The sequence below is a fragment of the Streptomyces lavendulae subsp. lavendulae genome, from assembly GCF_002803845.1.
Lineage (GTDB): Bacteria > Actinomycetota > Actinomycetes > Streptomycetales > Streptomycetaceae > Streptomyces > Streptomyces lavendulae.
This window is the reverse complement of the sequence record NZ_CP024985.1, coordinates 5,393,652-5,416,990: the sequence shown is the minus strand read 5'-3', so window position 1 is coordinate 5,416,990 and position 23,339 is coordinate 5,393,652. Positions and strand designations below refer to the sequence as shown.

The 23,339-nt window shown below is 73.0% G+C and carries 18 protein-coding genes and 1 pseudogene; 10 read left to right on the top strand and 9 right to left on the bottom strand.

The genetic code is table 11. The features are described from left to right. The first annotated feature begins 14 nt into the window (after positions 1–14). Positions 15–1,046, top strand: a complete 1,032-nt coding sequence (locus SLAV_RS24040; RefSeq protein ID WP_030229538.1) for a WxL protein peptidoglycan domain-containing protein — start codon at positions 15–17, stop codon at positions 1,044–1,046. 208 nt (positions 1,047–1,254) lie between these two features. Here the strand turns inward: SLAV_RS24040 and SLAV_RS24035 are convergent, their stop codons facing one another. From SLAV_RS24035 to iolC, 4 genes are read right to left on the bottom strand one after another with little or no spacing between them, the layout of a single operon-like run. Continuing rightward, the gene (locus SLAV_RS24035; protein ID WP_030229536.1) at positions 1,255–2,754 is read right to left on the bottom strand and encodes a CoA-acylating methylmalonate-semialdehyde dehydrogenase; all 1,500 of its coding nucleotides are present in this window, start codon (positions 2,752–2,754) and stop codon (positions 1,255–1,257) included. Positions 2,755–2,764: 10 nt separating this feature from the next. Further along, positions 2,765–4,639, bottom strand: coding sequence for a 3D-(3,5/4)-trihydroxycyclohexane-1,2-dione acylhydrolase (decyclizing) (iolD, locus tag SLAV_RS24030; RefSeq protein WP_030229534.1), 1,875 nt, complete (start codon positions 4,637–4,639; stop codon positions 2,765–2,767). Next, positions 4,636–5,706, bottom strand: coding sequence for a 5-deoxy-glucuronate isomerase (gene iolB, locus SLAV_RS24025; protein ID WP_335341793.1), 1,071 nt, complete (start codon positions 5,704–5,706; stop codon positions 4,636–4,638). The genes iolD and iolB overlap by 4 nt, the downstream gene beginning before the upstream one ends. After that, positions 5,690–6,661 (bottom strand): 5-dehydro-2-deoxygluconokinase, encoded by a 972-nt coding sequence (gene iolC, locus SLAV_RS24020; protein WP_391283536.1) that lies wholly within the window; start codon positions 6,659–6,661, stop codon positions 5,690–5,692. Before iolC ends, iolB begins: the two co-directional genes overlap by 17 nt. A 99-nt stretch (positions 6,662–6,760) precedes the next feature. Here iolC and SLAV_RS24015 point away from each other — a divergent pair, with 99 nt between their 5' ends. From SLAV_RS24015 to SLAV_RS23995, 5 genes are all read left to right on the top strand, one after another. After that, entirely contained in the window at positions 6,761–7,675 is a 915-nt protein-coding gene (locus tag SLAV_RS24015; RefSeq protein ID WP_030229530.1) for a sugar phosphate isomerase/epimerase family protein, read from the top strand. A 19-nt stretch (positions 7,676–7,694) separates the two neighbouring features. Continuing rightward, complete coding sequence (locus SLAV_RS24010) at positions 7,695–8,720, top strand: Gfo/Idh/MocA family protein (RefSeq protein WP_030229529.1); 1,026 nt, start codon at positions 7,695–7,697, stop codon at positions 8,718–8,720. Positions 8,721–8,988: 268 nt separating this feature from the next. Further along, positions 8,989–9,189: a helix-turn-helix transcriptional regulator gene (locus SLAV_RS24005; RefSeq protein ID WP_030229526.1), complete on the top strand. Its 201-nt coding sequence runs from the start codon at positions 8,989–8,991 to the stop codon at positions 9,187–9,189. A 186-nt stretch (positions 9,190–9,375) separates the two neighbouring features. Further along, positions 9,376–9,609: a heavy-metal-associated domain-containing protein gene (locus SLAV_RS24000; protein WP_030229524.1), complete on the top strand. Its 234-nt coding sequence runs from the start codon at positions 9,376–9,378 to the stop codon at positions 9,607–9,609. A 94-nt stretch (positions 9,610–9,703) separates the two neighbouring features. Then, complete coding sequence (locus SLAV_RS23995) at positions 9,704–11,974, top strand: heavy metal translocating P-type ATPase (RefSeq protein ID WP_030229522.1); 2,271 nt, start codon at positions 9,704–9,706, stop codon at positions 11,972–11,974. A gap of 357 nt (positions 11,975–12,331) precedes the next feature. On the opposite strand, the gene SLAV_RS23990 is transcribed toward SLAV_RS23995, so the two are convergent. Beyond that, on the bottom strand, positions 12,332–13,621 hold the full coding sequence (locus tag SLAV_RS23990) for a citrate synthase (protein ID WP_030229520.1): 1,290 nt from the start codon (positions 13,619–13,621) through the stop codon (positions 12,332–12,334). A gap of 183 nt (positions 13,622–13,804) precedes the next feature. Beyond that, positions 13,805–16,051 carry an SF1B family DNA helicase RecD2 gene (gene recD2 / locus SLAV_RS23985; protein ID WP_030229518.1) on the bottom strand — a complete coding sequence of 749 codons (2,247 nt, stop codon included), beginning with the start codon at positions 16,049–16,051 and terminating at the stop codon, positions 13,805–13,807. 286 nt (positions 16,052–16,337) lie between these two features. On the opposite strand from recD2, the gene SLAV_RS23980 reads away from it, so the two are divergent. Together SLAV_RS23980 and SLAV_RS23975 are read left to right on the top strand one after the other, a co-directional pair. After that, on the top strand, positions 16,338–16,883 hold the full coding sequence (locus tag SLAV_RS23980; RefSeq protein ID WP_037687113.1) for a DUF937 domain-containing protein: 546 nt from the start codon (positions 16,338–16,340) through the stop codon (positions 16,881–16,883). A 111-nt stretch (positions 16,884–16,994) separates the two neighbouring features. Then, positions 16,995–17,492 (top strand): annotated as a pseudogene (locus SLAV_RS23975) (GNAT family N-acetyltransferase); the annotation flags it as partial. Here the strand turns inward: SLAV_RS23975 and SLAV_RS23970 are convergent. Next, on the bottom strand, positions 17,443–18,366 hold the full coding sequence (locus SLAV_RS23970) for an EamA family transporter (protein WP_030229513.1): 924 nt from the start codon (positions 18,364–18,366) through the stop codon (positions 17,443–17,445). The pseudogene SLAV_RS23975 and the gene SLAV_RS23970 overlap by 50 nt on opposite strands. Positions 18,367–18,450: 84 nt before the next feature. Between SLAV_RS23970 and SLAV_RS23965 the strand changes: the two genes are divergently transcribed. Together SLAV_RS23965 and SLAV_RS23960 are read left to right on the top strand one after the other, a co-directional pair. Further along, entirely contained in the window at positions 18,451–19,407 is a 957-nt protein-coding gene (locus SLAV_RS23965; RefSeq protein ID WP_030229510.1) for a LysR family transcriptional regulator, read from the top strand. A gap of 55 nt (positions 19,408–19,462) precedes the next feature. Beyond that, positions 19,463–21,244: a glycoside hydrolase family 3 protein gene (locus SLAV_RS23960; protein WP_051840804.1), complete on the top strand. Its 1,782-nt coding sequence runs from the start codon at positions 19,463–19,465 to the stop codon at positions 21,242–21,244. Positions 21,245–21,254: 10 nt separating this feature from the next. Here the strand turns inward: SLAV_RS23960 and SLAV_RS23955 are convergent, their stop codons facing one another. Together SLAV_RS23955 and SLAV_RS23950 are read right to left on the bottom strand one after the other, a co-directional pair. Then, a complete protein-coding gene (locus tag SLAV_RS23955; protein WP_030229506.1) occupies positions 21,255–22,691 on the bottom strand; it encodes an alpha/beta hydrolase family protein in 1,437 nt (478 codons plus the stop codon). An 84-nt stretch (positions 22,692–22,775) separates the two neighbouring features. After that, positions 22,776–23,141, bottom strand: a complete 366-nt coding sequence (locus tag SLAV_RS23950; protein ID WP_051840803.1) for a hypothetical protein — start codon at positions 23,139–23,141, stop codon at positions 22,776–22,778. Positions 23,142–23,339: the final 198 nt, after the last annotated feature.

Here is a 23,339-nt window from a genome sequence, read left to right as displayed (position 1 = left end):
GGAGAGACCCGCCCATGCGCCTGCGCACCCTCCCGCACGTCCTCCTCGCCGGTCTGTGCGGGCTGCTGCTGCTCCCCGCCCTGTCCGCCGCCCCCGCCACGGCCGCCGACAACGGCACCTGGGGGGTGTTCCCCACGCCCGCCGCGGGCGCGGCGATGACCGACCGCGCGTACTTCTTCCACCAGGGCGCCGCCGGGGCCACCGTCAGCGACAGCGCGACGATCCTGAACTCCTCCGACAAGGAGCTGACCTTCCAGGTCTTCGCCACCGACGCCGCGAACACCCCGTCGGGGGGCGCCTTCGCGCTGCTGCCCGCCGAGACGAAGCCCAAGGACGTCGGCACCTGGATCGCGCTGGCGCCGCAGGCGGCGGCCACCGTGACCGTGCCGCCCAAGGGCCGCGCCGACATCCCCTTCACCGTCAAGGTCCCCGGCGACGCCACCCCGGGCGACCACGTCGGCGGGATCGTCGCGCTCAACACCGCCGTCGAGGGGGTACAGAAGGACGGCAAGGTGCAGGTGGGGGTGAAGCGTTCGGTGGGGGCCCGGCTGTACTTCCGGGTGCCGGGTCCGCTGACCCCGGGGCTGAGCGTGGAGGACGTACGGGTCACCCGGGGGGCGCCCCTGTTGCCGTGGGTGAAGGACGCCCGCGCCACGGTCTCGTACGCGCTGGTCAACCGGGGCAACGTGGTGGTGGAGCCGAAGGTGGCGGTGTCCGCACGGGGCCTGTTCGGGCGCCGGGTGCTGGACCGGCCGGCCCGGCAGCCGAAGCTGGTGCTGCTGCCGGGGCAGCGGGTGGAACTGACCGAACCGTGGCCGGACTCCCCCCAGCTGGACTGGGTGAGCGTCACGGTCTCGGCGGGCGCGGCCGCCTACCCCGACCTCTCCTCCGAGTCCGCCACGGACTTCCTCGCGGTCCCCTGGACGGCGGCGGGAGCGGTCCTGGTACTGGCGGGGGCGGGGACCGCGGTCCTGGTACTGCGCCGCCGGCGACGCTCGGACCCGCCGCGGCCCGAACCGGCCCGCGACCTGGCGCGGACCCGCTGACCGGCGGGGCCCGACGGTCGGACAGCCCCCTCCGCCCTGAACCGCCCCGCAGCGGCGTACGGCAGGACCCCCCGGTCGGTGAGGGTTGGACGGGGGGTCCTGCTGTTCGGGGCGCCGGCCGGCGACGTCGGCGGCCGGGTGCCGGGGCCGCCGGGGGTCACCGGCGGCCGGGCGTCAGGGGTTGCCGGGCGTCAGGGGTTGCCGGGCGTCAGTGGTTGCGGGGGAAGCCCAGGTCCACGCCGGCCGGGGCGTCGGCCGGGTCCGGCCAGCGGGTGGTGACGACCTTGCCGCGGGTGTAGAAGTGGATGCCGTCGTTGCCGTAGATGTGGTGGTCGCCGAAGAGCGAGTCCTTCCAGCCGCCGAAGGAGTGGTAGCCCACCGGCACCGGGATCGGCACGTTCACGCCGACCATGCCCGCCTGGATCTCCAGCTGGAAGCGGCGGGCGGCGCCGCCGTCGCGGGTGAAAATCGCGGTGCCGTTGCCGAACGGCGAGGCGTTGATGAGGGCCACGCCCTCCTCGTAGGTCTCGGTGCGCAGCACGCACAGCACCGGGCCGAAGATCTCGTCGCGGTAGGCGTCGGAGTCGGTCCTGACGTTGTCCAGGAGGGACAGGCCGATCCAGTGGCCGTTCTCGTTGCCCTCGACCGTGTAGCCGGTGCCGTCCAGGACCACGTCCGCGCCCTGGGCGGCGGCGCCCTTGACGTAGGAGGCGACCTTGTCGCGGTGGGCGGCGGTGATCAGCGGACCCATCTCGGACGTGGGGTCGTTGCCGGGACCGATCTTGATCTTCTCGGCGCGCTCGCGGATCTTCTCGACGAGCTCGTCCGCGATGGAGCCGACGGCGACGACCGCGGAGATCGCCATGCAGCGCTCGCCGGCCGAACCGTAGGCCGCGGAGACGGCCGCGTCGGCGGCGGCGTCCAGGTCGGCGTCCGGCAGCACCAGCATGTGGTTCTTCGCGCCGCCCAGCGCCTGGACGCGCTTGCCGTTGGCCGAGGCGGTGGTGTGGATGTGGCGGGCGATCGGGGTGGAGCCGACGAAGGACACGGCGGAGATGCCCGGGTGGGCGAGGAGCGCGTCGACGGCCACCTTGTCGCCGTGGACGACGTTCAGGACGCCCGCCGGGAGACCGGCCTCGGTCATCAGCTCGGCCAGCTTGTTGGCGGCCGAGGGGTCCTTCTCGCTCGGCTTGAGGATGAAGGTGTTGCCGCAGGCCACGGCCAGCGGGAACATCCACATCGGCACCATCGCCGGGAAGTTGAAGGGCGTGATGCCCGCGACGACGCCCAGCGGCTGGCGGATCGAGGAGACGTCCACGCGGTTGGAGACGGAGGTGGACAGCTCGCCCTTGAGCTGGGTGGTGATCCCGCAGGCCAGCTCGACGATCTCCAGGCCGCGGGCGACCTCGCCCAGCGCGTCCGAGTGCACCTTGCCGTGCTCGGCGACGATCAGTTCCGCGATGGCGTCGCGGTTGGCGTCCAGCAGGGCGCGGTAGGCGAACAGCACCTTGGTGCGGGCGGCCAGCGAGGACTGGCCCCAGGACAGGAACGCCTCCTGGGCGACCCGTACCGCGGCGTCGACCTCCTCGGCGGAGGCGAGGGCGACCTGTGTGGTGACCTCGCCGGTGGCCGGGTCGGTGACCGGGCCGTAGTTGCCCGACGCGCCCTCGACGGTCTTGCCACCGATCCAGTGGTTGACGGTCTTCATGCTTGCTCCTTCACAGATGGCGACGTCGCTGCGCGGCTTGCCGGTCGTACTCGTCACGGGCCAGGGCCGCCGACGCACGGGTCGCGGTCTCGGCCACAGGAACATCCCACCACGCCTGTGCCGGGGGTGGGCCCGACACAGTGTCGGGTGTTCGGGTCTGTGCGTAGACACATGTGGGACGGTCCGCCGCACGCGCTTCGGAGAGGGCTTTTCGCAGGTCACCGATGGTGCGGGTACGGATGGTGGCCATCCCCAGGGAGGCCGCGTTCGCGGCGAGGTCCACCGGCAGGGGGGCGCCGTCGTACGCGCCGCCGGGCCCCCGGAAGCGGTACGCGGTGCCGAAGCCCTCGCCGCCCACGGCCCCCGACAGGCCGCCGATGGAGGCGAAGCCCTGGTTGTCGATGATCACCACCTTGACCGGGACGCCCTCCTGCACGGCGGTGACGAGCTCGGTGGGGTTCATCAGGTACGTCCCGTCGCCGACCAGGGCCCACACCGGGCGGCCGGGCGCGGCGAGGGCGGTGCCGAGGGCGGCGGGGATCTCGTAGCCCATGCAGGAGTAGCCGTACTCGACGTGGTACTGGTCGGCCGAGCGGGCCCGCCAGAGCTTGTGCAGGTCCCCGGGGAGCGAGCCGGCGGCGTTGACCAGGATGTCGGTGCCGTCCACGAGCCCGTCGAGGAGGCCGAGGACCTGGGCCTGGGTGGGCGGCAGGTCCTCCTCGTCGGCGGGTACGGCGTACGCGGCGTCCACGCGGGCCTCCCACCCGGCCTTGGCCTCGGTGTACGCGGCCTCGTACGCGGGCGCGACCCGGTACCCGGCGACCGCTTCGAGCAGCTCCGCCAGCCCCTCGCGGGCGTCCGCCACCAGGGGCAGGGCGGCGAGCTTGTGGGCGTCGTACGGGTCGAGGTTGAGGCCGAGGAAGCGGACGGCGGGGTTCTGGAAGAGGGTCGAGGAGGCGGTCGTGAAGTCGGTGAGCCGGGTCCCGGCGGCGATGACCAGGTCGGCCTCCCGGGCCAGCGCGTCGGCGGTGGCCGTCCCGGTGTGGCCGACGCCGCCCACTTCGGCGGGGTGGTCGTACGGGAGGACCCCCTTGCCCGCCTGCGTGGTGGCGACCGGGATCCCGGTGGCCTCCGCGAGGGCGGCGAGCGCGTCCCCGGCGGCGGCGTGCCGGATGCCGCCGCCGGCGACGATCAGGGGGCGCGCGGAGCCCCGTACCGCCTCGGCGGCGGCGGCCAGCTCGCGGCGGTCGGGACGCGGGCGGCGCACGGTCCACACCCGCTCGGCGAAGAACTCCTCGGGCCAGTCGTGGGCCTCGGCCTGCACGTCCTGCGGCAGCGCGAGGGTGACCGCCCCGGTCTGCACGGGGTCGGTGAGCACCCGCATCGCCTGGAGGGCGGCCGGGACCAGGGCCTCGGGGCGGGTGATCCGGTCGAAGTGGCGCGAGACGGGCCGCAGGGTGTCGTTGACGGAGAGGTCTCCCGCGTACGGCACTTCGAGCTGCTGGAGCACCGGGTCGGCGGGCCGGGTCGCGAAGGTGTCGCCGGGCAGCAGGAGCACCGGGATCCGGTTGATCGTGGCGAGGGCGGCGCCGGTGACGAGGTTGGTCGCGCCGGGCCCGATGGAGGTGGTCACGGCGTGCGCGGAGAGCCGGCCGCTCTGGCGGGCGTAGCCGACGGCGGCGTGCACCATGGCCTGCTCGTTGCGCCCCTGGAGGAAGGGCATGGCCTCCGGGCCGCTCTCCAGCAGGGCCTGTCCGATCCCGGCCACGTTGCCGTGCCCGAAGATCCCCCAGGTGGCGGCGATCAGCCGGTGGCGGCGGCCGTCGCGCTCGGTGTACTGGCGGGCCAGGAAGCGGACCAGGGCCTGGGCGGTGGTGAGCCTCATGCGGGGTCCTCCGCGCGGGGGAAGGGCAGCCGGGGGTCGACGGCGAGGCCGGGCCAGGTGCCGCGGATCCAGCCGTGGTCGGGGTGGTCCCGGATCAGCCACTCCCGCGTCGCGTCCGGCCCGGCCATCACGTTCAGGTAGTACATGTCGTGGCCGGGCGCGGCGATGGAGGGGCCGTGCCAGCCGTCCGGGATCAGGACGGTGTCGCCCGTGCGGACCTCGGCGAGGACGTCGGTCTTCCCGGCCGGGGAGGGGCTCACGCGCTGGTAGCCGAGGCCGGGGACGCCGTCGTGCGGGGCGATCTCGAAGAAGTAGATCTCCTCCAGGCGGGACTCCTCGCCGGGGTGGTGCTCGTCGTGCTTGTGGGGCGGGTACGAGGACCAGTTCCCGCCGGGGGTGAGCACCTCGACGGCGATGAGCCGGTCGCAGGGGAACACGTCGGCGGCGGCGAAGTTGTGGACCTGGCGGGAGCAGGTGCCGGCACCGCGCAGCTCCACGGGGACGGCCCCGGCGGGCCCGTACCGGGCCGGCAGCCGACGCTCGCAGCGGGCCCCGGCGAGGGCGAACCGGCCGCCCCGCGCCGAGCCGACCTCGGCGCGCCCGTCACGGGGCAGGTACGCGAAGTCACTCGGCCCGTCGAACACCCCGCCCCTCCCATCGAGCCGGAACACCTGCGGCGGCGTCCCACCCACGGCACCCCGGCCCGCACCACCGGCGAGCGGGTCCGCGAACGGCCCGGCACTCCCGTCCGGAAACGGCTCGGGGTCAGGCTCAGGATCCGGATCCACCCCGGACCCCGGCCCGGCACCCCCGTCCGGAAACGGCTCCGCGTCGGGCTCCGGATCCGGGTCCACCCCGGGATCAAGCCCAGGGGACCCGTCCCGAGCCGGGCCGGGAGGGCCGGCCGGGCCCGGGGGAGCGTCCGTGTAGCGGACCTCGCAGCCGCCCGCGAGGGGCAGGACGATCCATTCCGCGTCGCCGCAGGCGAACCCGTACGTCTCCCCCGGCGCCAGTTCCAGCACCCGCAGCCGGGTGAACTCCATGGCCGACTCAGACACCACCGGCACGGCCCAGCACCTCCTCCACCTCGTCGGGGAACGGCATCGCCGTCGAGCACGCCAGCCGGGAGGCCACGATCGCGCCGGCCGCGTTCGCGTGGCGCAGCACCCGTTCCAGGTCCCAGCCGGCCAGCAGTCCGTGGCACAGCGCGCCCCCGAACGCGTCCCCGGCGCCCAGCCCGTTGACCACCGTCACCGGCACCGGCGGCACCTCCACCACCGTGCCGTCCCGGTGCACGGCCAGCACCCCCTGCGGCCCGCGTTTGACCACGGCCAGTTCCACCCCGGCGTCGAGCAGCGCCCGCGCGGCCGCGTACGGCTCGTCCCGGCCGGTGGCCACCGCGCACTCCTCGGTGTTGCCGACGGCGACGGTCGCCAGGGCGAGGGCCCGCTCGTACCAGGGCCCCGGCGGTTCCTCCCAGAGCATGGGCCGCCAGTCCAGGTCGAAGACGGTGGTGCCGGACTTCGAGCGGGCCTCCAGCGCGCCGAGGGTGGCGCTGCGGCTCGGCTCCGCGCTGAGTCCGGTGCCCGTCATCCAGAAGACCCGGGCCGCCCGTACGGCCTCCAGGTCCACCTCGTCCGCCCCGATCTCCAGATCGGGGGCCTTGGGGAGCCGGTAGAAGTAGAGCGGGAAGTGGTCCGGCGGGAAGACCTCGCAGAAGGTGATGGGGGTCGGGTACCGCTCGACCTCGCCCACCCACCGGTCGTCGACGCCGAAGCCGCGCAGCTCCGCGCGCAGGTACGCCCCGAAGGGGTCGGCCCCGGTCCGGGTGATCACGGCCGTGCGGCGGCCCAGCCGGGCCGCGGCGACGGCGACGTTCGTGGGCGAGCCGCCGAGGAACCTGCCGAAGGTGTCGGCCTCGCCGAGCGGTACACCGGTCTTGAGCGGGTAGAGATCCACCCCGATCCGTCCCATGGTGATCAGGTCGTACGCGGACCCGTCCGCGCTGTTCACAGCCGACACTTCCGCATCTCCTGCCACTTGCGCCGTTCCTCCCGCTCCCCGTTCCCGTCCCATTCGCCTTCCCCGTTGCCTTGAGCCTCGCACCCTAAGGTGGCCGTCATGACCTCCTCCCCACCCGCGTTGACCCGTATCCGTGTCGGTTCGGCTCCGGACTCCTGGGGTGTCTGGTTTCCGGAGGATCCCCTCCAGACCCCCTGGGAGCGCTTCCTCGACGAGGTCGCCGACGCCGGGTACGAGTGGATCGAGCTCGGTCCCTACGGCTACCTGCCCACCGACGCGGCCCGCCTCGCCGACGAGACCGCGAAGCGGGGCCTGCGGGTGTCCGCCGGCACCGTCTTCACCGGACTCCATCACGGGCCCGCCGTCTGGGAGCAGACCTGGGAGCACGTGTCGCGGATCGCCGCGCTCACCCAGGACACGGGCGCGGAGCACCTGGTCGTCATCCCCTCCTTCTGGCGCGACGACAAGACCGGCGCGGTGCTGGAGGACCGGGTCCTGACCCCGGACCAATGGCGCGAACTGACCTCCCAGACCGAGCGGCTGGGCCGGGAGGTCCGGGACCGCTACGGACTGCGGATCGTGGTCCACCCGCACGCAGACACCCACATCGACACCCCGGCGAACGTGGCCCGCTTCCTGGACGCCACCGATCCGGCCCTGGTCTCGCTGTGCCTGGACACCGGGCACTACGCGTACTGCGGCGGGGACAGCGTCGAGGCGATCGAAACCTTCGGCGAGCGGATCGGCTACCTCCACCTCAAGCAGGTGGACCCGCGGGTCCTCGCCGAAGTACGGGCCGAGGAGCTGCCCTTCGGACCGGCCGTGGCCCGCGGGGTGATGTGCGAGCCGCCGTCGGGGGTGCCCGCGCTGGAGCCCGTACTGGCGGCCGCGCAGCGGCTCGGGGTGGAGCTCTTCGCCATCGTGGAGCAGGACATGTACCCGTGCCCGCCCGACCGGCCGCTGCCCATCGCCCGGCGCACCCGGGCCCATCTGCGCTCCTGTGGCGCCCGTTGACACCCTGGAGGAGAGACACATGAGCGGCACGCTCGGCATCGCGGTCATCGGCACCGGGAGGATGGGCTCCGATCACGTCCGGCGGATCGGCACCACGGTGGGCGGGGCGCGGGTGGTGGCCGTCGCCGATCCGGACGGGGACCGGGTCAAGGAGGTCGCGGCGGGGCTGGAGGGCGCGGGCGCGTACACGGACCCGGGCGCGGCGATCGCGGCCCCCGGGGTGGACGCCGTACTGATCGCCTCCCCCGGTCCCGCCCACGAGGAAGCGGTCCTGCAGGCCCTGGAGCGGCGGCTGCCGGTGCTCTGCGAGAAGCCCCTGACCCCGGATCCGGAGGGGGCCCTGCGGATCATGGAGGCGGAGCGGCGGCTGGGCCGGCGGCTGGTGCAGGTGGGGTTCATGCGGCGCTTCGACGCCGAGTACGAGCGGCTCAAGGAGCTGCTGGACGCGGGCGGGATCGGCCGGCCGCTGTTCCTGCACTGCCGCCACCGCAACGCCTCCTCGCCGGCCTTCTTCACCGGCGACATGCTGATCAGCGACTCGGTGGTGCACGAGGTGGACGCGGCCCGCTGGCTGCTGGGCCAGGAGGTCACCGCCGTGACCGTGCTCGCGCCCACCCCCACCTCGGCCGCGCCCCAGGCACTGGGCGATCCGCGCTTCGTCCTGCTGGAGACCTCGGGCGGCGCGATCGTGGACGTGGAGATCTTCGTCAACTGCGGTTTCGGCTACCAGGTGCGCTGCGAGGCGGTCGGCGAATCGGGCACCGCCCGCATCGGCGACGGCCACGCGATGGTGGTCGAATCGGGCGGCCGGTGGGGCGGGGAGGTGGTCCAGGACTACACGACCCGGTTCGCCGACGCCTACGACCGCCAGGTGCGGCGCTGGGTGGCCGCGGCGGCGCGGGGCCGGGTGGCGGGGCCCGACGCGTGGGACGGGTACGCGGCGGCGGCCGTCTCGCGGGCGGGGCTGGCGGCCGCGCGGGACGGCGTACGGACCGAGGTGCGGCTGGTGGAGCGGCCGGAGCTGTACGCGGCCGGACGGGACTGAGCGGACCTGGAACGCCCGGCACGCCGCATGCCCTGAGCGCCCCGCACCCGCCGGTGACTCCTGTGTCGTATTCCGTCACGGGAGTTACCTCCCTGTGACGGATGTCCGCATTTCGCGGGTTTTCCGTCACAGGCCGTCGACAGCCGCTCCCCCGCCCTCACCGGTCGTCGTTCTCCGGGCACAACCCGAGTGATCGTCAGTGTCCACGCGCCGGCTCCCCCGACGGCCGCCCGGCCGGCCCCGCGGCGTGGACCAGGAGGTGTCGTGGATGAGCGACCGAACGCTGTGGTCGTACAAGGAGATCGCCGCCCATATCCAGGTCCAGCCGGACACCGTGCGCTCCTACCGGAAGCACGGGCTGCTCCCCGCGCCCGACCACGTGGAGGGCTCGAAGCCCTACTGGTACGCCGACACCATCCGCGCCTGGGTGGCCCGCCGCCCGGGCAACCGGGGGCGTCGCGAGGGCTGACGGCCCCGACATCCGCTATCGGTAGAGACATTCCCTATGCCCTGTACACGCCGTTTACTGGGATTGCGGCGATCTTGCCCCCCGCACGTTTCACTGGGATCCCGCCAAGTCCCGCCAGATGCTCGCTCAATACCCCCTAGGGGTATAATCTGGAAACAGAGAGACACCCCGACGAAGGAGAACGACATGACCGCCGAGACGGACACCCAGACCACCGCCGTGTACAAGGTCACCGGAATGACCTGTGGGCACTGCGAGGGCGCCGTGACCGCCGAGCTGACCGCCCTGGCGGGCGTCTCCTCGGTCAAGGCCGCCGCCGCCACCGGTGAGGTCACCGTGGTCTCCGCCGCCCCGCTCGCCGAGGAGGACGTCCGCGCCGCCGTGGACGAGGCCGGCTACGAGCTCGCCGGCCGGGTCTGAGCCGGACCCCGCCCGCCCGCAGCACCCAGCCGGTCCGTACCGGCCAGCTCATACTGGTCCCGTACGGGCCGGCCCTCCCCCTGGAGCCGGAAACATGACCAGCACAGTGCACGACGGGCCCATAACGGCGGTCGAGCTCACGATCGGCGGGATGACCTGCGCCTCCTGCGCCGCCCGGATCGAGAAGAAGCTCAACCGGATGGACGGCGTCGAGGCCACGGTGAACTACGCCACCGAGAAGGCCCACGTCTCCTGCACGGGGGACGTGCGGGTCGCCGACCTGATCGCGACCGTCGTCAGGACCGGGTACACCGCCGAGGAGCCCGCGCCCCCGCCCCCTGCGGCGGCCGACGGGGCCGGACCGGAACGGGAAGCGGAAGCGCCCGCCGGGCGCGACCCCGAGCCGGCCGCGCTGCGGCAGCGGCTGCTGGTGTCCGCCGTCCTCGCCGTGCCCGTCGTCGTGCTCGCGATGGTCCCGGCCCTCCAGTTCGACAACTGGCAGTGGCTCTCGCTGACCCTGGCCGCACCCGTGGTCGTCTGGGGCGGCTTCCCCTTCCACAAGGCCGCCTGGACGAACCTGCGGCACGGCGCGGCCACCATGGACACCCTGGTCTCCATCGGCACCCTCTCCGCCTTCGCCTGGTCGCTGTGGGCCCTGTTCTTCGGGCACGCGGGCATGCCCGGCATGCGGCACGGCTTCGACGTGGGCGTCTCGCGCTCCGACGGCTCCTCAGCCATCTACCTGGAGGTCGCGGCCGGAGTCGTCACCTTCATCCTGCTCGGCCGCTACCTGGAGGCCCGCTCCAAGCGGAAGGCCGGGGCCGCCCTGCGGGCCCTGCTGGAACTGGGCGCCAAGGACGTGGTGGTGCTGCGTGCGGGCCGGGAGGTCCGCATCCCGGTCGCCGCGCTCGCGGTCGGCGACCGGTTCGTCGTCCGCCCCGGCGAGAAGATCGCCACCGACGGCACCGTCGTCGAGGGCTCCTCCGCCGTGGACGCCTCGATGCTCACGGGGGAATCCGTCCCGGTCGAGGTGGCCGTCGGGGACGCCGTGACCGGCGCCACGGTCAACGCCTCCGGCCGGCTCGTCGTCGAGGCCACCCGGATCGGGGCCGACACCCAGCTCGCCCGGATGGCCAAGATGGTCGAGGACGCGCAGAACGGCAAGGCCGCGGTGCAGCGGCTCGCCGACCGCGTGGCCGGCGTGTTCGTCCCCGTCGTCCTGCTCCTCGCCCTCGGCACCTGGGTCGCCTGGCTGCTCATCACCGACGACGCCACCGCCGCCTTCACCGCCGCCGTGTCCGTCCTGATCATCGCCTGCCCGTGCGCCCTGGGGCTGGCCACGCCCACCGCGCTGATGGTCGGCACCGGGCGGGGCGCCCAGCTCGGCATCCTGATCAAGGGACCCGAGGTGCTGGAGTCGACCCGCCGGGTGGACACCGTCGTCCTGGACAAGACCGGGACGGTCACCACCGGCCGGATGACCCTGTCGGCCGCCCTCCCCGCCGAGGGGGTCGACCCCGGCGAACTGCTGCGCCTGGCCGGGGCCCTGGAGCACTTCTCCGAGCATCCGATCGCGCGGGCCGTCGCCGCGGCGGCCGCGGACGCCACCGGCGGGCTGCCGGTCCCCGAGGGCTTCCGCAACCACGGCGGGCTCGGCGTCGAGGGCACCGTCGAGGGACACGCCGTCCTCGTGGGGCGCGAACGGCTGCTGGCCGACCGGTCGGTGGCGCTGCCCGCCGCGCTCGCCGAAGCCAAGGAGGCCGCCGAGGCCGCCGGAGCCACGGCCGTGCTGGTGGCCTGGGACGGAACGGCCCGCGGGCTGCTGAGCGTGGCCGACGCGGTCAAGGGGACCAGCGCCGAGGCCGTGACCCGGCTGCGCGCCCTGGGGCTGACGCCGGTCCTGCTGACCGGCGACAACCGGGCCGTGGCCGAGACGGTGGCCCGCGAGGTGGGCATCGACGAGGTCATCGCAGAGGTGCTCCCCCAGGACAAGGTGGACGTGATCCGCCGCCTCCAGTCCGAGGGCCGTACGGTCGCCATGGTGGGCGACGGGGTCAACGACGCGGCCGCGCTGGCCCAGGCGGACCTGGGCCTGGCCATGGGCACCGGCACCGACGCGGCCATCGAGGCCGGGGACCTGACCCTCGTACGGGGCGACCTGCGGGTGGCGGCGGACGCGATCCGGCTCTCCCGCCGCACCCTCTCCACCATCAAGGGCAACCTCTTCTGGGCCTTCGGTTACAACCTGGCGGCGCTGCCGCTGGCGGCCGCCGGGCTGCTCAGCCCGATGATCGCGGGGGCCGCGATGGCCTTCTCCTCGGTCTTCGTGGTCACCAACAGCCTGCGGCTGCGGTCCTTCCGCTAGTGCCCCTCCTCCCCCGGCCCTCCACACTTCCTTCACTGGAGACGCAGATCACAGTGATCGCAACGTAACCATCCGGGGTCGACACGGGTCTAATAGGGCGATGCCAGAAACGTCTTGGGGGACGTTTCACGGAGGTCTTGGGGGACGTCCTGGGCATCTGCCGGCCGGGACGCGTGCCCTCGGGAAGCTTTGAGCGGCCCTCCCGACCCGAACGGGTCCCGGCACACACCGACGCCCCGGCGCGGATCCCGTGGGGGGAATCCGCTGCCGGGGAAAAGGAAAGCGCCCCGACCGTCGACCCGTGGGGGGATCGACGGCGGGGCGCTTTTCGTACGCTCAGGCCGCGCGGGCTCGCGGTCAGCGGGCCTCGACGGGGACGAAGTCGCGCAGGACCTCGCCGGTGTAGATCTGGCGCGGGCGGCCGATGCGGGAGCCGGGCTCCTTGATCATCTCGTGCCACTGGGCGATCCAGCCGGGGAGCCGGCCGAGCGCGAAGAGCACGGTGAACATCTCGGTCGGGAAGCCCATGGCCCGGTAGATCAGACCGGTGTAGAAGTCCACGTTCGGGTAGAGGTTGCGCGAGACGAAGTACTCGTCGGCGAGCGCGTGCTCCTCCAGCTTGAGCGCGATGTCCAGCAGCTCGTCGCTCTTGCCGAGCGCCGAGAGGACGTCGTGCGCCGCCGCCTTGATGATCTTCGCCCGGGGGTCGAAGCTCTTGTAGACGCGGTGCCCGAAGCCCATCAGGCGGACGCCGTCCTCCTTGTTCTTCACCTTGCGGATGAAGGCGTCGACGTCGCCGCCGTCGTTCTTGATGCCTTCCAGCATCTCCAGGACGGACTGGTTGGCGCCGCCGTGCAGCGGGCCCCACAGGGCGGAGATGCCGGCGGAGATCGAGGCGAACATGTTCGCCTGCGAGGAACCGACCAGGCGCACGGTGGAGGTCGAGCAGTTCTGCTCGTGGTCCGCGTGCAGGATCAGCAGCTTGTCGAGCGCCGAGACCACGACCGGGTCCAGGTCGTACTCCTGGGCCGGCACGGAGAAGGTCATGCGCAGGAAGTTCTCGACGTAGCCGAGGTCGTTGCGCGGGTAGACCACCGGGTGGCCGACCGACTTCTTGTACGCGTACGCGGCGATCGTCGGGAGCTTGGCCAGCAGGCGGATCGTCGAGAGGTGGCGCTGCTTCTCGTCGAACGGGTTGTGGCTGTCCTGGTAGAACGTCGACAGCGCGCTGACCACGGAGGACAGCATCGCCATCGGGTGCGCGTCGCGCGGGAAGCCGTCGTAGAACCGCTTGACGTCCTCGTGCAGCAGCGTGTGCTGGGTGATTTCGTTGCGGAACGACGCGAGCTGGTCGACGGTCGGCAGCTCACCGTTGATCAGCAGGTAGGCGACCTCGATGAAGGTCGAGCGCTCCGCCAGCTGCTCGATCGGGTAGCCGCGGTAGCGCAGGATGCCCTGCTCGCCGTCGAGGTAGGTAATCGCGGACTTGTAGGCGGCGGTGTTTCCGTAGCCGCTGTCCAGCGTGACGAGCCCGGTCTGGGCCCTCAGCTTCGAGATGTCGAAGCCCTGGTCACCGACAGTGCTTTCGACCACCGGGTAGGTGTATTCACCGTCCGCGTACCGGAGTACTACAGAGTTGTCGCTCACGTCATCCCTCACCGACGTAGTGCCTCTTCTTCGAGGTGCCCTGACTGCCTCTACCTTCCCCCATTTGGCGCAGGAAAGTGCACTCGGGGTCGGCCTTTGGTCTATTTGACGGCACTGAGTGCCTTCAACCTGCTCATCCTGCCCCCTCCACCCCGGTGGCGGATACCCAAAATGATCGATCATCTAGGTGATGTTTCCCACCGGTATCCGACCGGACAGCCTGGCGGCGACCGCCGTGTACCTCCTGCCTGCGGAAACGGTACGCACCGCCTGCCCGAGGGCCTTGCGGGACCCGACCAGGACGACCAGTTTCTTCGCCCTGGTCACCGCCGTGTAGAGCAGATTTCGCTGGAGCATCATCCAAGCCCCGGTGGTGACCGGGATCACGACGGCCGGATATTCACTCCCCTGGGAACGGTGGATGGTGACGGCGTAGGCGTGCGCGAGCTCGTCGAGCTCCGCGAACTCGTACCCCACCTCCTCATCCTCCTCCGTCCTGACGGTCAGCCGCTGTTCGTCCAGGTCAAGCGCGGTGACCACGCCCACGGTGCCGTTGAAGACGCCGTTGGCCCCCTTCTCGTAGTTGTTGCGGATCTGGGTGACCTTGTCACCCACCCGGAAGACCCGGCCGCCGAACCGCTTCTCGGGCAGGTTGGGCCGGGCCGGGGTGATCGCCTGCTGGAGCAGTCCGTTGAGGTTCCCGGCGCCGGCCGGGCCGCGGTGCATGGGGGCCAGTACCTGGACGTCACGCCGCGGATCCAGACCGAATCTGGCCGGAATTCGACGGGCGGCCACGTCGACGGCGAGCAGGCCGGCCGCCTCGGTGTCCTCCTCGGGGAAGAGGAAGAAGTCCGGCAGCCCGTCGGTGATCGGCGGGACCCCGGTGTTGATCCGGTGCGCGTTGGTGACCACGCCCGACTGCTGGGCCTGGCGGAAGATCCTGGTCAGGCGGACGGCGGGGACCGGGCCGCCCTCGGCCAGCAGGTCCCTCAGCACCTCTCCCGCCCCGACCGAGGGGAGCTGGTCCACATCGCCGACGAGCAGCAGGTGCGCGCCCGGGGCCACGGCCTTGACGAGTTTGTTCGCCAGGAGCAGATCCAGCATCGAGGCCTCGTCCACCACGACGAGATCGGCGTCCAAGGGCCGGTCCCGGTCGTACGCCGCGTCCCCGCCCGGCTTCAGCTCCAGCAGCCGGTGCACGGTGGAGGCCTCCGCCCCCGTCAGCTCCGACAGCCGCTTCGCCGCCCGGCCGGTGGGGGCGGCGAGCACCACCTTGGCCTTCTTCGCCCGGGCCAGCTCCACGATCGAGCGCACGGTGAAGGACTTGCCGCAGCCCGGCCCGCCGGTGAGGACGGCGACCCGGCGGGTGAGGGCGAGGCGGACCGCGTCCCGCTGCTCGGGGGCGAGGGAGGCCCCGGTGCGCCCGGCCAGCCAGCCGAGGGCCTTGTCCCAGTCCACGTCCCGGAAGCCGGGCATCCGGTCCTCCTCGGCGTTCAGGAGCCGGCGGACCTGCCCGACCAGCGACAGCTCCGCCCGGTGGAAGGGCACCAGGTACACGGCGGTGAGGGGGTCCGGGCCGCCCTGGGGGTCCGGCACGGACTCCCGTACGACGCCTTCCGGATCGGCGGCGAGTTCGGCCAGGCACTCGATGACCAGGCCGGTGTCCACCTGGAGCAGCTTGACCCCGTCGGCGATCAGCCGTTCCTCCGGGAGGAAGCAGTGGCCCTGGTCGGTGGACTGGGACAGGGCGTACTGGAGCCCGGCGCGGACCCGCTCGGGGCTGTCGTGCGGGATGCCGACGGCCTGGGCGATCCGGTCGGCGGTGAGGAAGCCGATCCCCCACACGTCGGCGGCGAGCCGGTAGGGCTGGTTCCTGACCACCGAGATGGAGGCGTCGCCGTACTTCTTGTAGATCCGCACGGCGATGGAGGTGGAGACGCCGACGCCCTGAAGGAAGACCATGACCTCCTTGATGGCCTTCTGTTCCTCCCAGGCGGCGCCGATCATCTTCGTCCGCTTGGGGCCGAGGCCCGGGACCTCGATCAGGCGCTTGGGCTCGGCCTCGATGACGTCGAGGGTGTCGGTGCCGAAGTGCTCCACGATCCGGTCGGCGATCTTCGGGCCGATCCCCTTGATGAGGCCGGAGCCGAGGTAGCGGCGGATGCCCTGGATGGTGGCGGGCAGCAGCGTGGAGTAGTTCTCGACGCTGAACTGCTTGCCGTACTGGGGGTGCGAGCCCCAGCGGCCCTCCATGCGCAGGGACTCGCCGGGCTGCGCGCCGAGCAGCGATCCGACGACGGTCAGCAGGTCTCCCGCGCCGCGGCCGGTGTCGACCCGGGCGACCGTGTACCCGCTCTCCTCGTTGGCGTAGGTGATGCGCTCCAGCACCCCCTCGACCACCGCCAGTTGCACCGCCCCGTTGGTTGTCATGGCACGAAACTACCGGCAGGCGCCGACAGGCGGCCGGTGCCTGTGGACAGAAGGAGCCGACGGGAGGCGAACGAAAGGGGGTCCGGCCTCGCGGCCGGACCCCCTCACGGTTACCCCTCCCTCGTCGGACTTCCCGATCCCCCCAGATCCCCTCCCGGAAGTGCCGACGCACCATACGACCCGCGATCGGCCCGCAGGGTTGCACTCCGATCGCCGGATTTGCCTTTCCGTTACCAAACGCCTACCCAAGGTGCCAGCGAATCGGGACGGACGTAGCGTTTCCGGCATGAGCGAATCTTCATTCCAGGACGACGTGCTGGGCGAGCTCGGCGACGAGAAGCTGACCGAGATCGCGGGGCTGCTCGGCACCGACACGGACGGCGCGCGCGCCGCGGTCAGCGAGACCGTGGGAGCGATGGCCGGGGGCCTCCAGGAGAAGGCCGCGGCCGAGGGCGAGGACGGCGAGGTGGGCCAGGCCGTCGCGGAGGCGGCCGAGCCCCCGCTGCAGGGCGTGGCCACCCTCGGCGGCCTCGGCGGCCTGCTCGGCGGCGGCATGATGGCCGGGGTGCTGGCGAAGGTGAGCAAGCCCGTGGCCAACGCCGTCGCGAAGAAGACCGGCATCCCGGCCGCGACCGTCAGCCGGGTCATCGAGGTGCTGATCCCTGTGGTGCTGGCCGTCTTCGCCAAGCGCGCCGCGGAGGGCAAGGCGGGCGCGGGCGGCGCCCCGTCGGCGGGCGGCGCCCCGGCCCCCGGCGCGGCCCCGGCGGCGGGCGCCGGCGGCGGCGGGCTCGGCGACCTGCTCGGCCAGATCCTGGGCGGCGGCAAGAAGTAGCGCCTGCGGCGCGGACCGGGGCGTAAGGGCCGTCCCCCCGGTCGGCGCCGCGCGCTATCCTCGGGCGCCATGAAGCCCCCTGCGCTCCCTGAGGACAGCCCCGGCCGGCCGGTGCGGCTGCGGGATCCCGAGCCCGGCGACCTGGGCTGGATCGTGCAGCGCCACGGCGCGCTCTACGCGGCCGAGTACGGCTGGAACCAGGAGTTCGAGGGCCTGGTCGCCCGGATCGTGGCGGACTTCGCCGGGGACCACGACCCCTACCTGGAGCGGGTCTGGATCGCCGAGCACGAGGGCCGCCCGGTCGGTTCGGTGATGTGCGTGCGCGAGGAGGGCGCCCCCGGCACCGCCCGGCTGCGGCTGCTGCTGGTGGAGCCCGCCGCGCGCGGCCTGGGGGTGGGCGCCCGGCTCGTGGACGCCGTCGTCGCCTTCGCCCGCTCGGTGGGCTACCGCGAGCTGGTGCTGTGGACCAACGACGTGCTGGTCTCGGCCCGTTCCCTCTATCTGCGGGCCGGGTTCACCCTGGTCACAGAGCGCGCGCACCGCTCGTACGGGGCCGACCTCACGGGGCAGGACTGGCGGCTGGCGCTGCGGGAGGACGCCCCGCGCTGACGGCGGCCCGCCGGCCGGCCCGCGCGGGGGCCAGGGAGGTCAGGCCGACGCCGCCGACCAGCAGCACCGCCGCCAGCCAGCGCGGCCCCGAGATCCCCTCGCCGAGCACCAGGGCGGCCGAGGACATCCCGAAGACCGGCACCAGCAGGGAGAACGGCGCCACGGAGGAGGCCGGGTAGCGGCGCAGCAGGTAGCCCCAGGCCCCGAAGCCGAAGACGGTGGACACCCAGGCGACGTAGCCGATGACGGCGACCCCCGACCAGTCCAGGGCGCGCAGCGCGGCCAGGTCCCGGTCGGGCCCCTCCAGCAGCAGCGAGAGCGCGAACAGCGGGATCACGGGGACGGTGCACACCCACACCATGAAGTTCAGGGCGTCCGGCGGGGCGGCCTTGCGGGTGAGCACGTTGGACACGCCCCAGCAGGCGGCGGCCGCGACGACCAGGACGAAGCCGGTGGCCGGTCCCGAGACGCCCCGGTCCACGGCGGCGACCCCGATCCCGGCCAGGGCCACGGCCATGCCCAGCAGCCGGACCGGGCCGGGCCGCTCGCGCAGCACGACGGCGGCGAGGACGGCGGTGAAGACGGCCTGGATCTGCAGGACCAGGGAGGACAGTCCGGCCGGCATCCCGGCGGCCATGCCGGTGAACAGCAGCCCGAACTTGGCGATGCCGAGGGCCGCGCCGACCCCGAGGATCCACTTCCAGGCGACCTTGGGGCGCCCGACGAAGAACACGGCGGGCAGGGCGGCGACGAGGAAGCGCAGGGCGGACAGCAGCAGCGGCGGGAAGTGGCCGAGGCCGATCTCGATGACGACGAAGTTGAAGCCCCAGACGGCGGCGACGAGTACGGCGAGTGCGGTGTGTACGGGACGCATGCCCCGAGCATCGGCGACCCCGACCATGTAGCACCAGCACGGATTCCTTCCCCGTTGGATGAAGCGATGCTTACGATTGGCCGCATGCTCGACCTCTCCCGGCTGCGCGCCCTGCACGCCGTCTCCGTCCACGGCTCGGTCGCCGGCGCCGCGGCCGCCCTCGGCTACACCCCTTCCGCGGTCTCCCAGCAGATCGCGAAGCTGGAGCGGGAGACCCGCACCACGCTGCTGGAACGGCGCGGCCGCGGGGTCGCCCTCACCGAGGAGGCCCGGCACCTGGCCGACACGGCGCGGGAACTGCTGGCCATCGTGGAGCGGGCGGAGACCACCCTGGAGGAGCGGCGGGGACGGCCGAGCGGCCTGCTGACGGTGGCCGCGTTCGCCTCGGCGGCGCGCGGTCTGCTGCCGAGGGTGCTGGCCGACCTTGCCCGCCGGCATCCCGCGCTGGACGTACGCCTCACGGAGGTGGATCCGCACCTCTCGGTGGACCTGGTGGCCCGCGGGGTCACCGACCTGGCGGTGGCGCACGACTGGGACATCGCCCCGCTGCCTGCCCCCGAGGGCGTGGAGCAGGCGGTGATCGGGGACGACCGGTGCGACCTGGTGGTCCCGGCCGGGCACCCCTTCACCACCCGCGCGGCGGTGCGCCGGACGGACCTGGCGGGGCAGCGGTGGGTGTGCCAGCCGCCCGGCCGGGTCTGCCACGACTGGCTGGTGCGGACCCTGCGCACGGCCGGGCTGGAGCCGGACATCGCACATGTGGCCGAGGAGAACCACACCATCGTGGCGCTGGTCGCGGCCGGGCTGGGCATCGCCGTCGTGCCGAGGTTGGGGACGGGCGCACTGCCGCCGGGCGCGGTGGCGGTGCCGCTGGAGCCGGGCCCCGTACGCCGGTTGTACGCCCTGTGGCGGACGGGGGCGGCGCGCCGGCCGGCGATCACCGAGGCGGTGCGCGCCCTCCAGGCGCACTGGCCCGCCGCGGCCCCCCTTCCGGGGGACCTGCCGAGTGTCCCCCGGGCGGACGGCGCGGCCCGCCAGTAGGGTCCGGCGGGTGCCGTACCACGCCTCCCGTCGGGCCCTGCTCGCCGCCGCCGCCATGGCCGCCGTCACGGCCGCCGCGGCCTCCTCCGCCGCCGTGGGCCCGCGCGGCGCCGCACCGGACGACTCCCGCCCCCCGGGGGAGCCGCTGGGCGGCTTCCCGGACCGGGCCCGGCTGCGCGCGGCGGTCTCCCGGATGAGCCTGCCCGAGCAGGTGGGGCAGCTGTTCGTGTCCCGGGCCTACGGACACTCCGCGACCGATCCCGACGCGGCGGACGCCGAGCTGAACCTGGCCCAGTTCGGGGTGCGCACGGCCGCGGAGGTAGTCACCCGCTACCGCCTGGGCGGGGTCGTCTACTTCGGCTGGGCCCACAACACCCGGACCCCGCACCGGATCGCCGAGCTGTCGAACGGCCTCCAGCGGGCGGCGCTCGGCTCGGGCGCCGGGGTCCCGCTGCTGCTCTCCACCGACCAGGAGCACGGGGCCGTCGCCCGGATCGGCCGGCCTGCCACCCTGCTGCCGGGGGCGATGGCGCTGGGCGCGGGCGGGGCCACGGCCGACGCCCGCCGGGCGGCCCGGGTGGCGGGGTCCGAGCTGGCGGCGCTGGGCGTCCGGCAGGACTACGCCCCGGTGTCGGACGTGAACGTGAACCCGGCCAATCCGGTGATCGGCGTACGGTCCTTCGGCGCGGACCCGCAGGCGGTGGCGGCCCTGGCCGCGGCCCAGGTGCGCGGCTACCAGGAGGCCGGGGTGGCCGCGACGGCCAAGCACTTCCCGGGGCACGGGGACACGGAGACCGACAGCCACGTCGGGCTACCGGTGATGCGGCACACCCGCGCGCAGTGGGAGGAGCTGGACGAGCCGCCGTTCCGGGCGGTGGTGGAGGCGGGCGTGGACGCCGTGATGACGGCGCACATCGTCTTCCCCGCGCTCGATCCCTCGGGGGATCCGGCGACCCTCTCGCGGCCGATCGTCACCGGCATCCTGCGCGAACGCCTCGGCTTCCGGGGGGTGGTGGTGACGGACGCCCTCGACATGGCGGGGGTCCGCCAGAAGTACGGGGACGACCGGGTCCCGGTACTGGCCCTGAAGGCGGGCTGCGACCAGCTGCTGAACGCCCCGGACCTCGCCCTCGCGCAGCGCAGCGTGCTGGCCGCGGTGGAAGCGGGCGAGCTGACGCGGGAGCGGATCGAGGAGTCGGTGCTGCGGATCCTGGAACTCAAGTCCCGCCGCGGCCTGTTCGAGGATCCGTACACCTCCCCGGCCCGGGTGGACGCGAAGGTCGGCACGGACGGGCACCTGGCGGCGGCGGACGCGATCGCGGCGGCCACGACCACCCTGCTGGCCAATCCGCTGGGCCTGCTGCCGCTGGACGCGGCGGCCGGGCCGAGGCTGCTGGTCACCGGGACCGACCCGGTCTCCCCCACGGGTACCACCGGACCCCCCACGGAGGTCCTGGCGCGGGAACTGACGGCCCTGGGCTGCCGGGCGACGGCGCTCGCGCCCGCCGGGGCGGTGGCGGCGGCCCCGGGCCACGCGGCGGTGCTGGTGTGCACGTACAACGTCCCGGAGGGCGAGAGTCCGCAGCACGCGCTGGTGGCGGACCTGATCGCGACGGGCGTCCCGGTGGTGCTGGTGGCGATCCGCAACCCGTACGACCCGGCGCGGCTGCCGCGGTGCGCGGCCGAGCTGGCGACGTACTCCTGGACGGACGTGGAGATGCGGGCGGCGGCCCGGGTGCTGACGGGAGCGAGGCGGCCCGCCGGCCGCCTCCCGGTCCCCGTCCCGGGCCGCTACCCCCTGGGCCACGGGCTGTCGTACCCGCCCGTGGCCCCGTAGCTCCCGGGGACTACGGCCGCAGCTGCGGCTCGTGCCTCAGGTCGACCTGGTCGAGCACCGGGTCCGGCGCGGCCAGCGGCGCGGGGGCCTGGGCCCGCCCGGACAGGGTCTGGGCGGGTGCGACCCCGGCCCACTGGAGGATCTTCGCGGTCGCGAGGGCCTTCTCGCCCTCCTGGAGCTTGGCGACGTTGGCCCCGTGGTTGGCGCCCGGCGCGATCATCACGTAGCTGTCGCGCACGGTGTACCCGAGGTGGAAGGGCTCGGCGCCCCACGGGTCGTTCTGCCCGTAGACGAAGAGCATCTGGTTCGCGTTGTTGCGGACCCAGTTGTCCACGTCCGCCATGACGCCCGGCTGGAACGTCATCGGGATGTCGCGGGGCACGAAGTTGCGCGGCGGCTGGTAGCCGTAGCGGCTCAGGCCCTTGAGGTGGGGCTGCTTGATGTCGGGCGAACCGAGCTGGGTGCCGGCCTGGTAGTAGTACGGCGTGTAGGTCTCCAGGCCCTGGTCGGCGTAGGCCGAGAAGCCGGAGATGGTGTCGACGGTGTCCCAGATCTCCTGGTCGCTCGCGGTGGCGGCGGTCGGGATGGCCGCGCAGTCGGAGAGCAGGCTGTACTGCCAGAAGGCCCAGGTGTAGTCGAGGACGACGGCCTCGAAGGCCTTGTCGAGGCTGCCGACCGTGTTGAAGGTCCAGCCGTTCGCGGCGGCGGCGGCCGTGTACTTGGCCTCCAGCGGCTCGCGGCGGATCAGGGCCTCGCGCTGCACGTTGTTCAGCTTGTCGCGGCACTCCTTGGTGCCGACCTTGGTGAAGAACCGGTCGTAGGCCGAGTCCTCCTTGTTGACGACGTCGTTGGGGGCGACGTACGCGACGACGCCGTCCATGTCACGCGGGTAGTAGCGCTCGTAGTACGTCGCCGTCATACCGCCCTTGCTGCCGCCCGTGGCCAGCCAGTTCTTGGGGTAGACCTTCTTCAGCGCGGTGAAGATGCGGTGCTGGTCGCTGGCGGCCTGCCAGATGTCCAGGTTCCCCCAGTTGGCCGGGTCGGGCCGGGAGGGGGTGAAGAATCGATACTCCAGAGAGATCTGGTTGCCGTCGACGATGGTCGTCGGCTCGCTGCGGCGCGGGCTGGTGTTGACGTTGTAGCCCGAGGTGAAGAACACCGTGGGCCGGGAGACGTCCTTGTGCAGCAGGGTCAGGCGCTGCTTGAAGGTGCCCTTCCACGGCTGCCGGTGGTCGACCGGCTGCTCGTAGTGCAGTACGAAGAAGCGGTACCCCGGGTACGGCTTCTCCTCGATCAGGCTCATCCCCGGAATGCTGAGGATCTGGTCCTTGATGTCCGTGGCGGCGGCAGGCCCCGCGGCGGTGGCCGCTTGTGCCGTGGCGCCGGCCGCACCCATGGTGCCGATCAGCACCACGAGCGACAGCAGCCATCCGAGCGTCTTGCGCATTCACCCTCCCCTTGAGTTCACTGTGGTCGCCGTGAACCTAGCGGGGTCAACACGCCCATGAACAGTCCCAGTTGGGCCGCGAGCTCAGCACAGGATCCAGCCGGAATCGACGGATCCGGCCGCCACTCCGCCCTTTACATACACACATCGGTTGATTGCGCCCACGCTGACGGGGCCCGCGTACCGGGTGAATTGCCCCGCATCGCCCACCGGGACGCCACCACGCGGCTGAATGCTGACCGACATGTGCCGGCGCTCCCCGGCCCGCAGGGCCACCGTCACCGCGCACACCCGGTCCCGCCCCTTGTACACGCGCACCTCGCCGGTGACGAAGGGCAGCGCCTTGACCATCTTGCCCTCGCAACCGCCCGTCGCCGCCTGCGCCGCAGGAGCCGCGAACAGCCCTCCCACGACGAGCGACAGCGCCGCTCCGAACGCCCCCAGGGACACGAACCTCCCCCGGCCGCACCCCTTCACATCCCGCACCTCGCGCACCTTCCGCCCCTGCCGCAGCACCCTGACCCCCCGATCGGTCGTACGTGACACGTACGCACGTACGACGCGCGGACGCGACGGAAGGTTGCGCGCGACGACCACCCCGGGGCGGGCCGCACGTCCGGGCCCGGCCATAGCTCGTACGAGTGCATC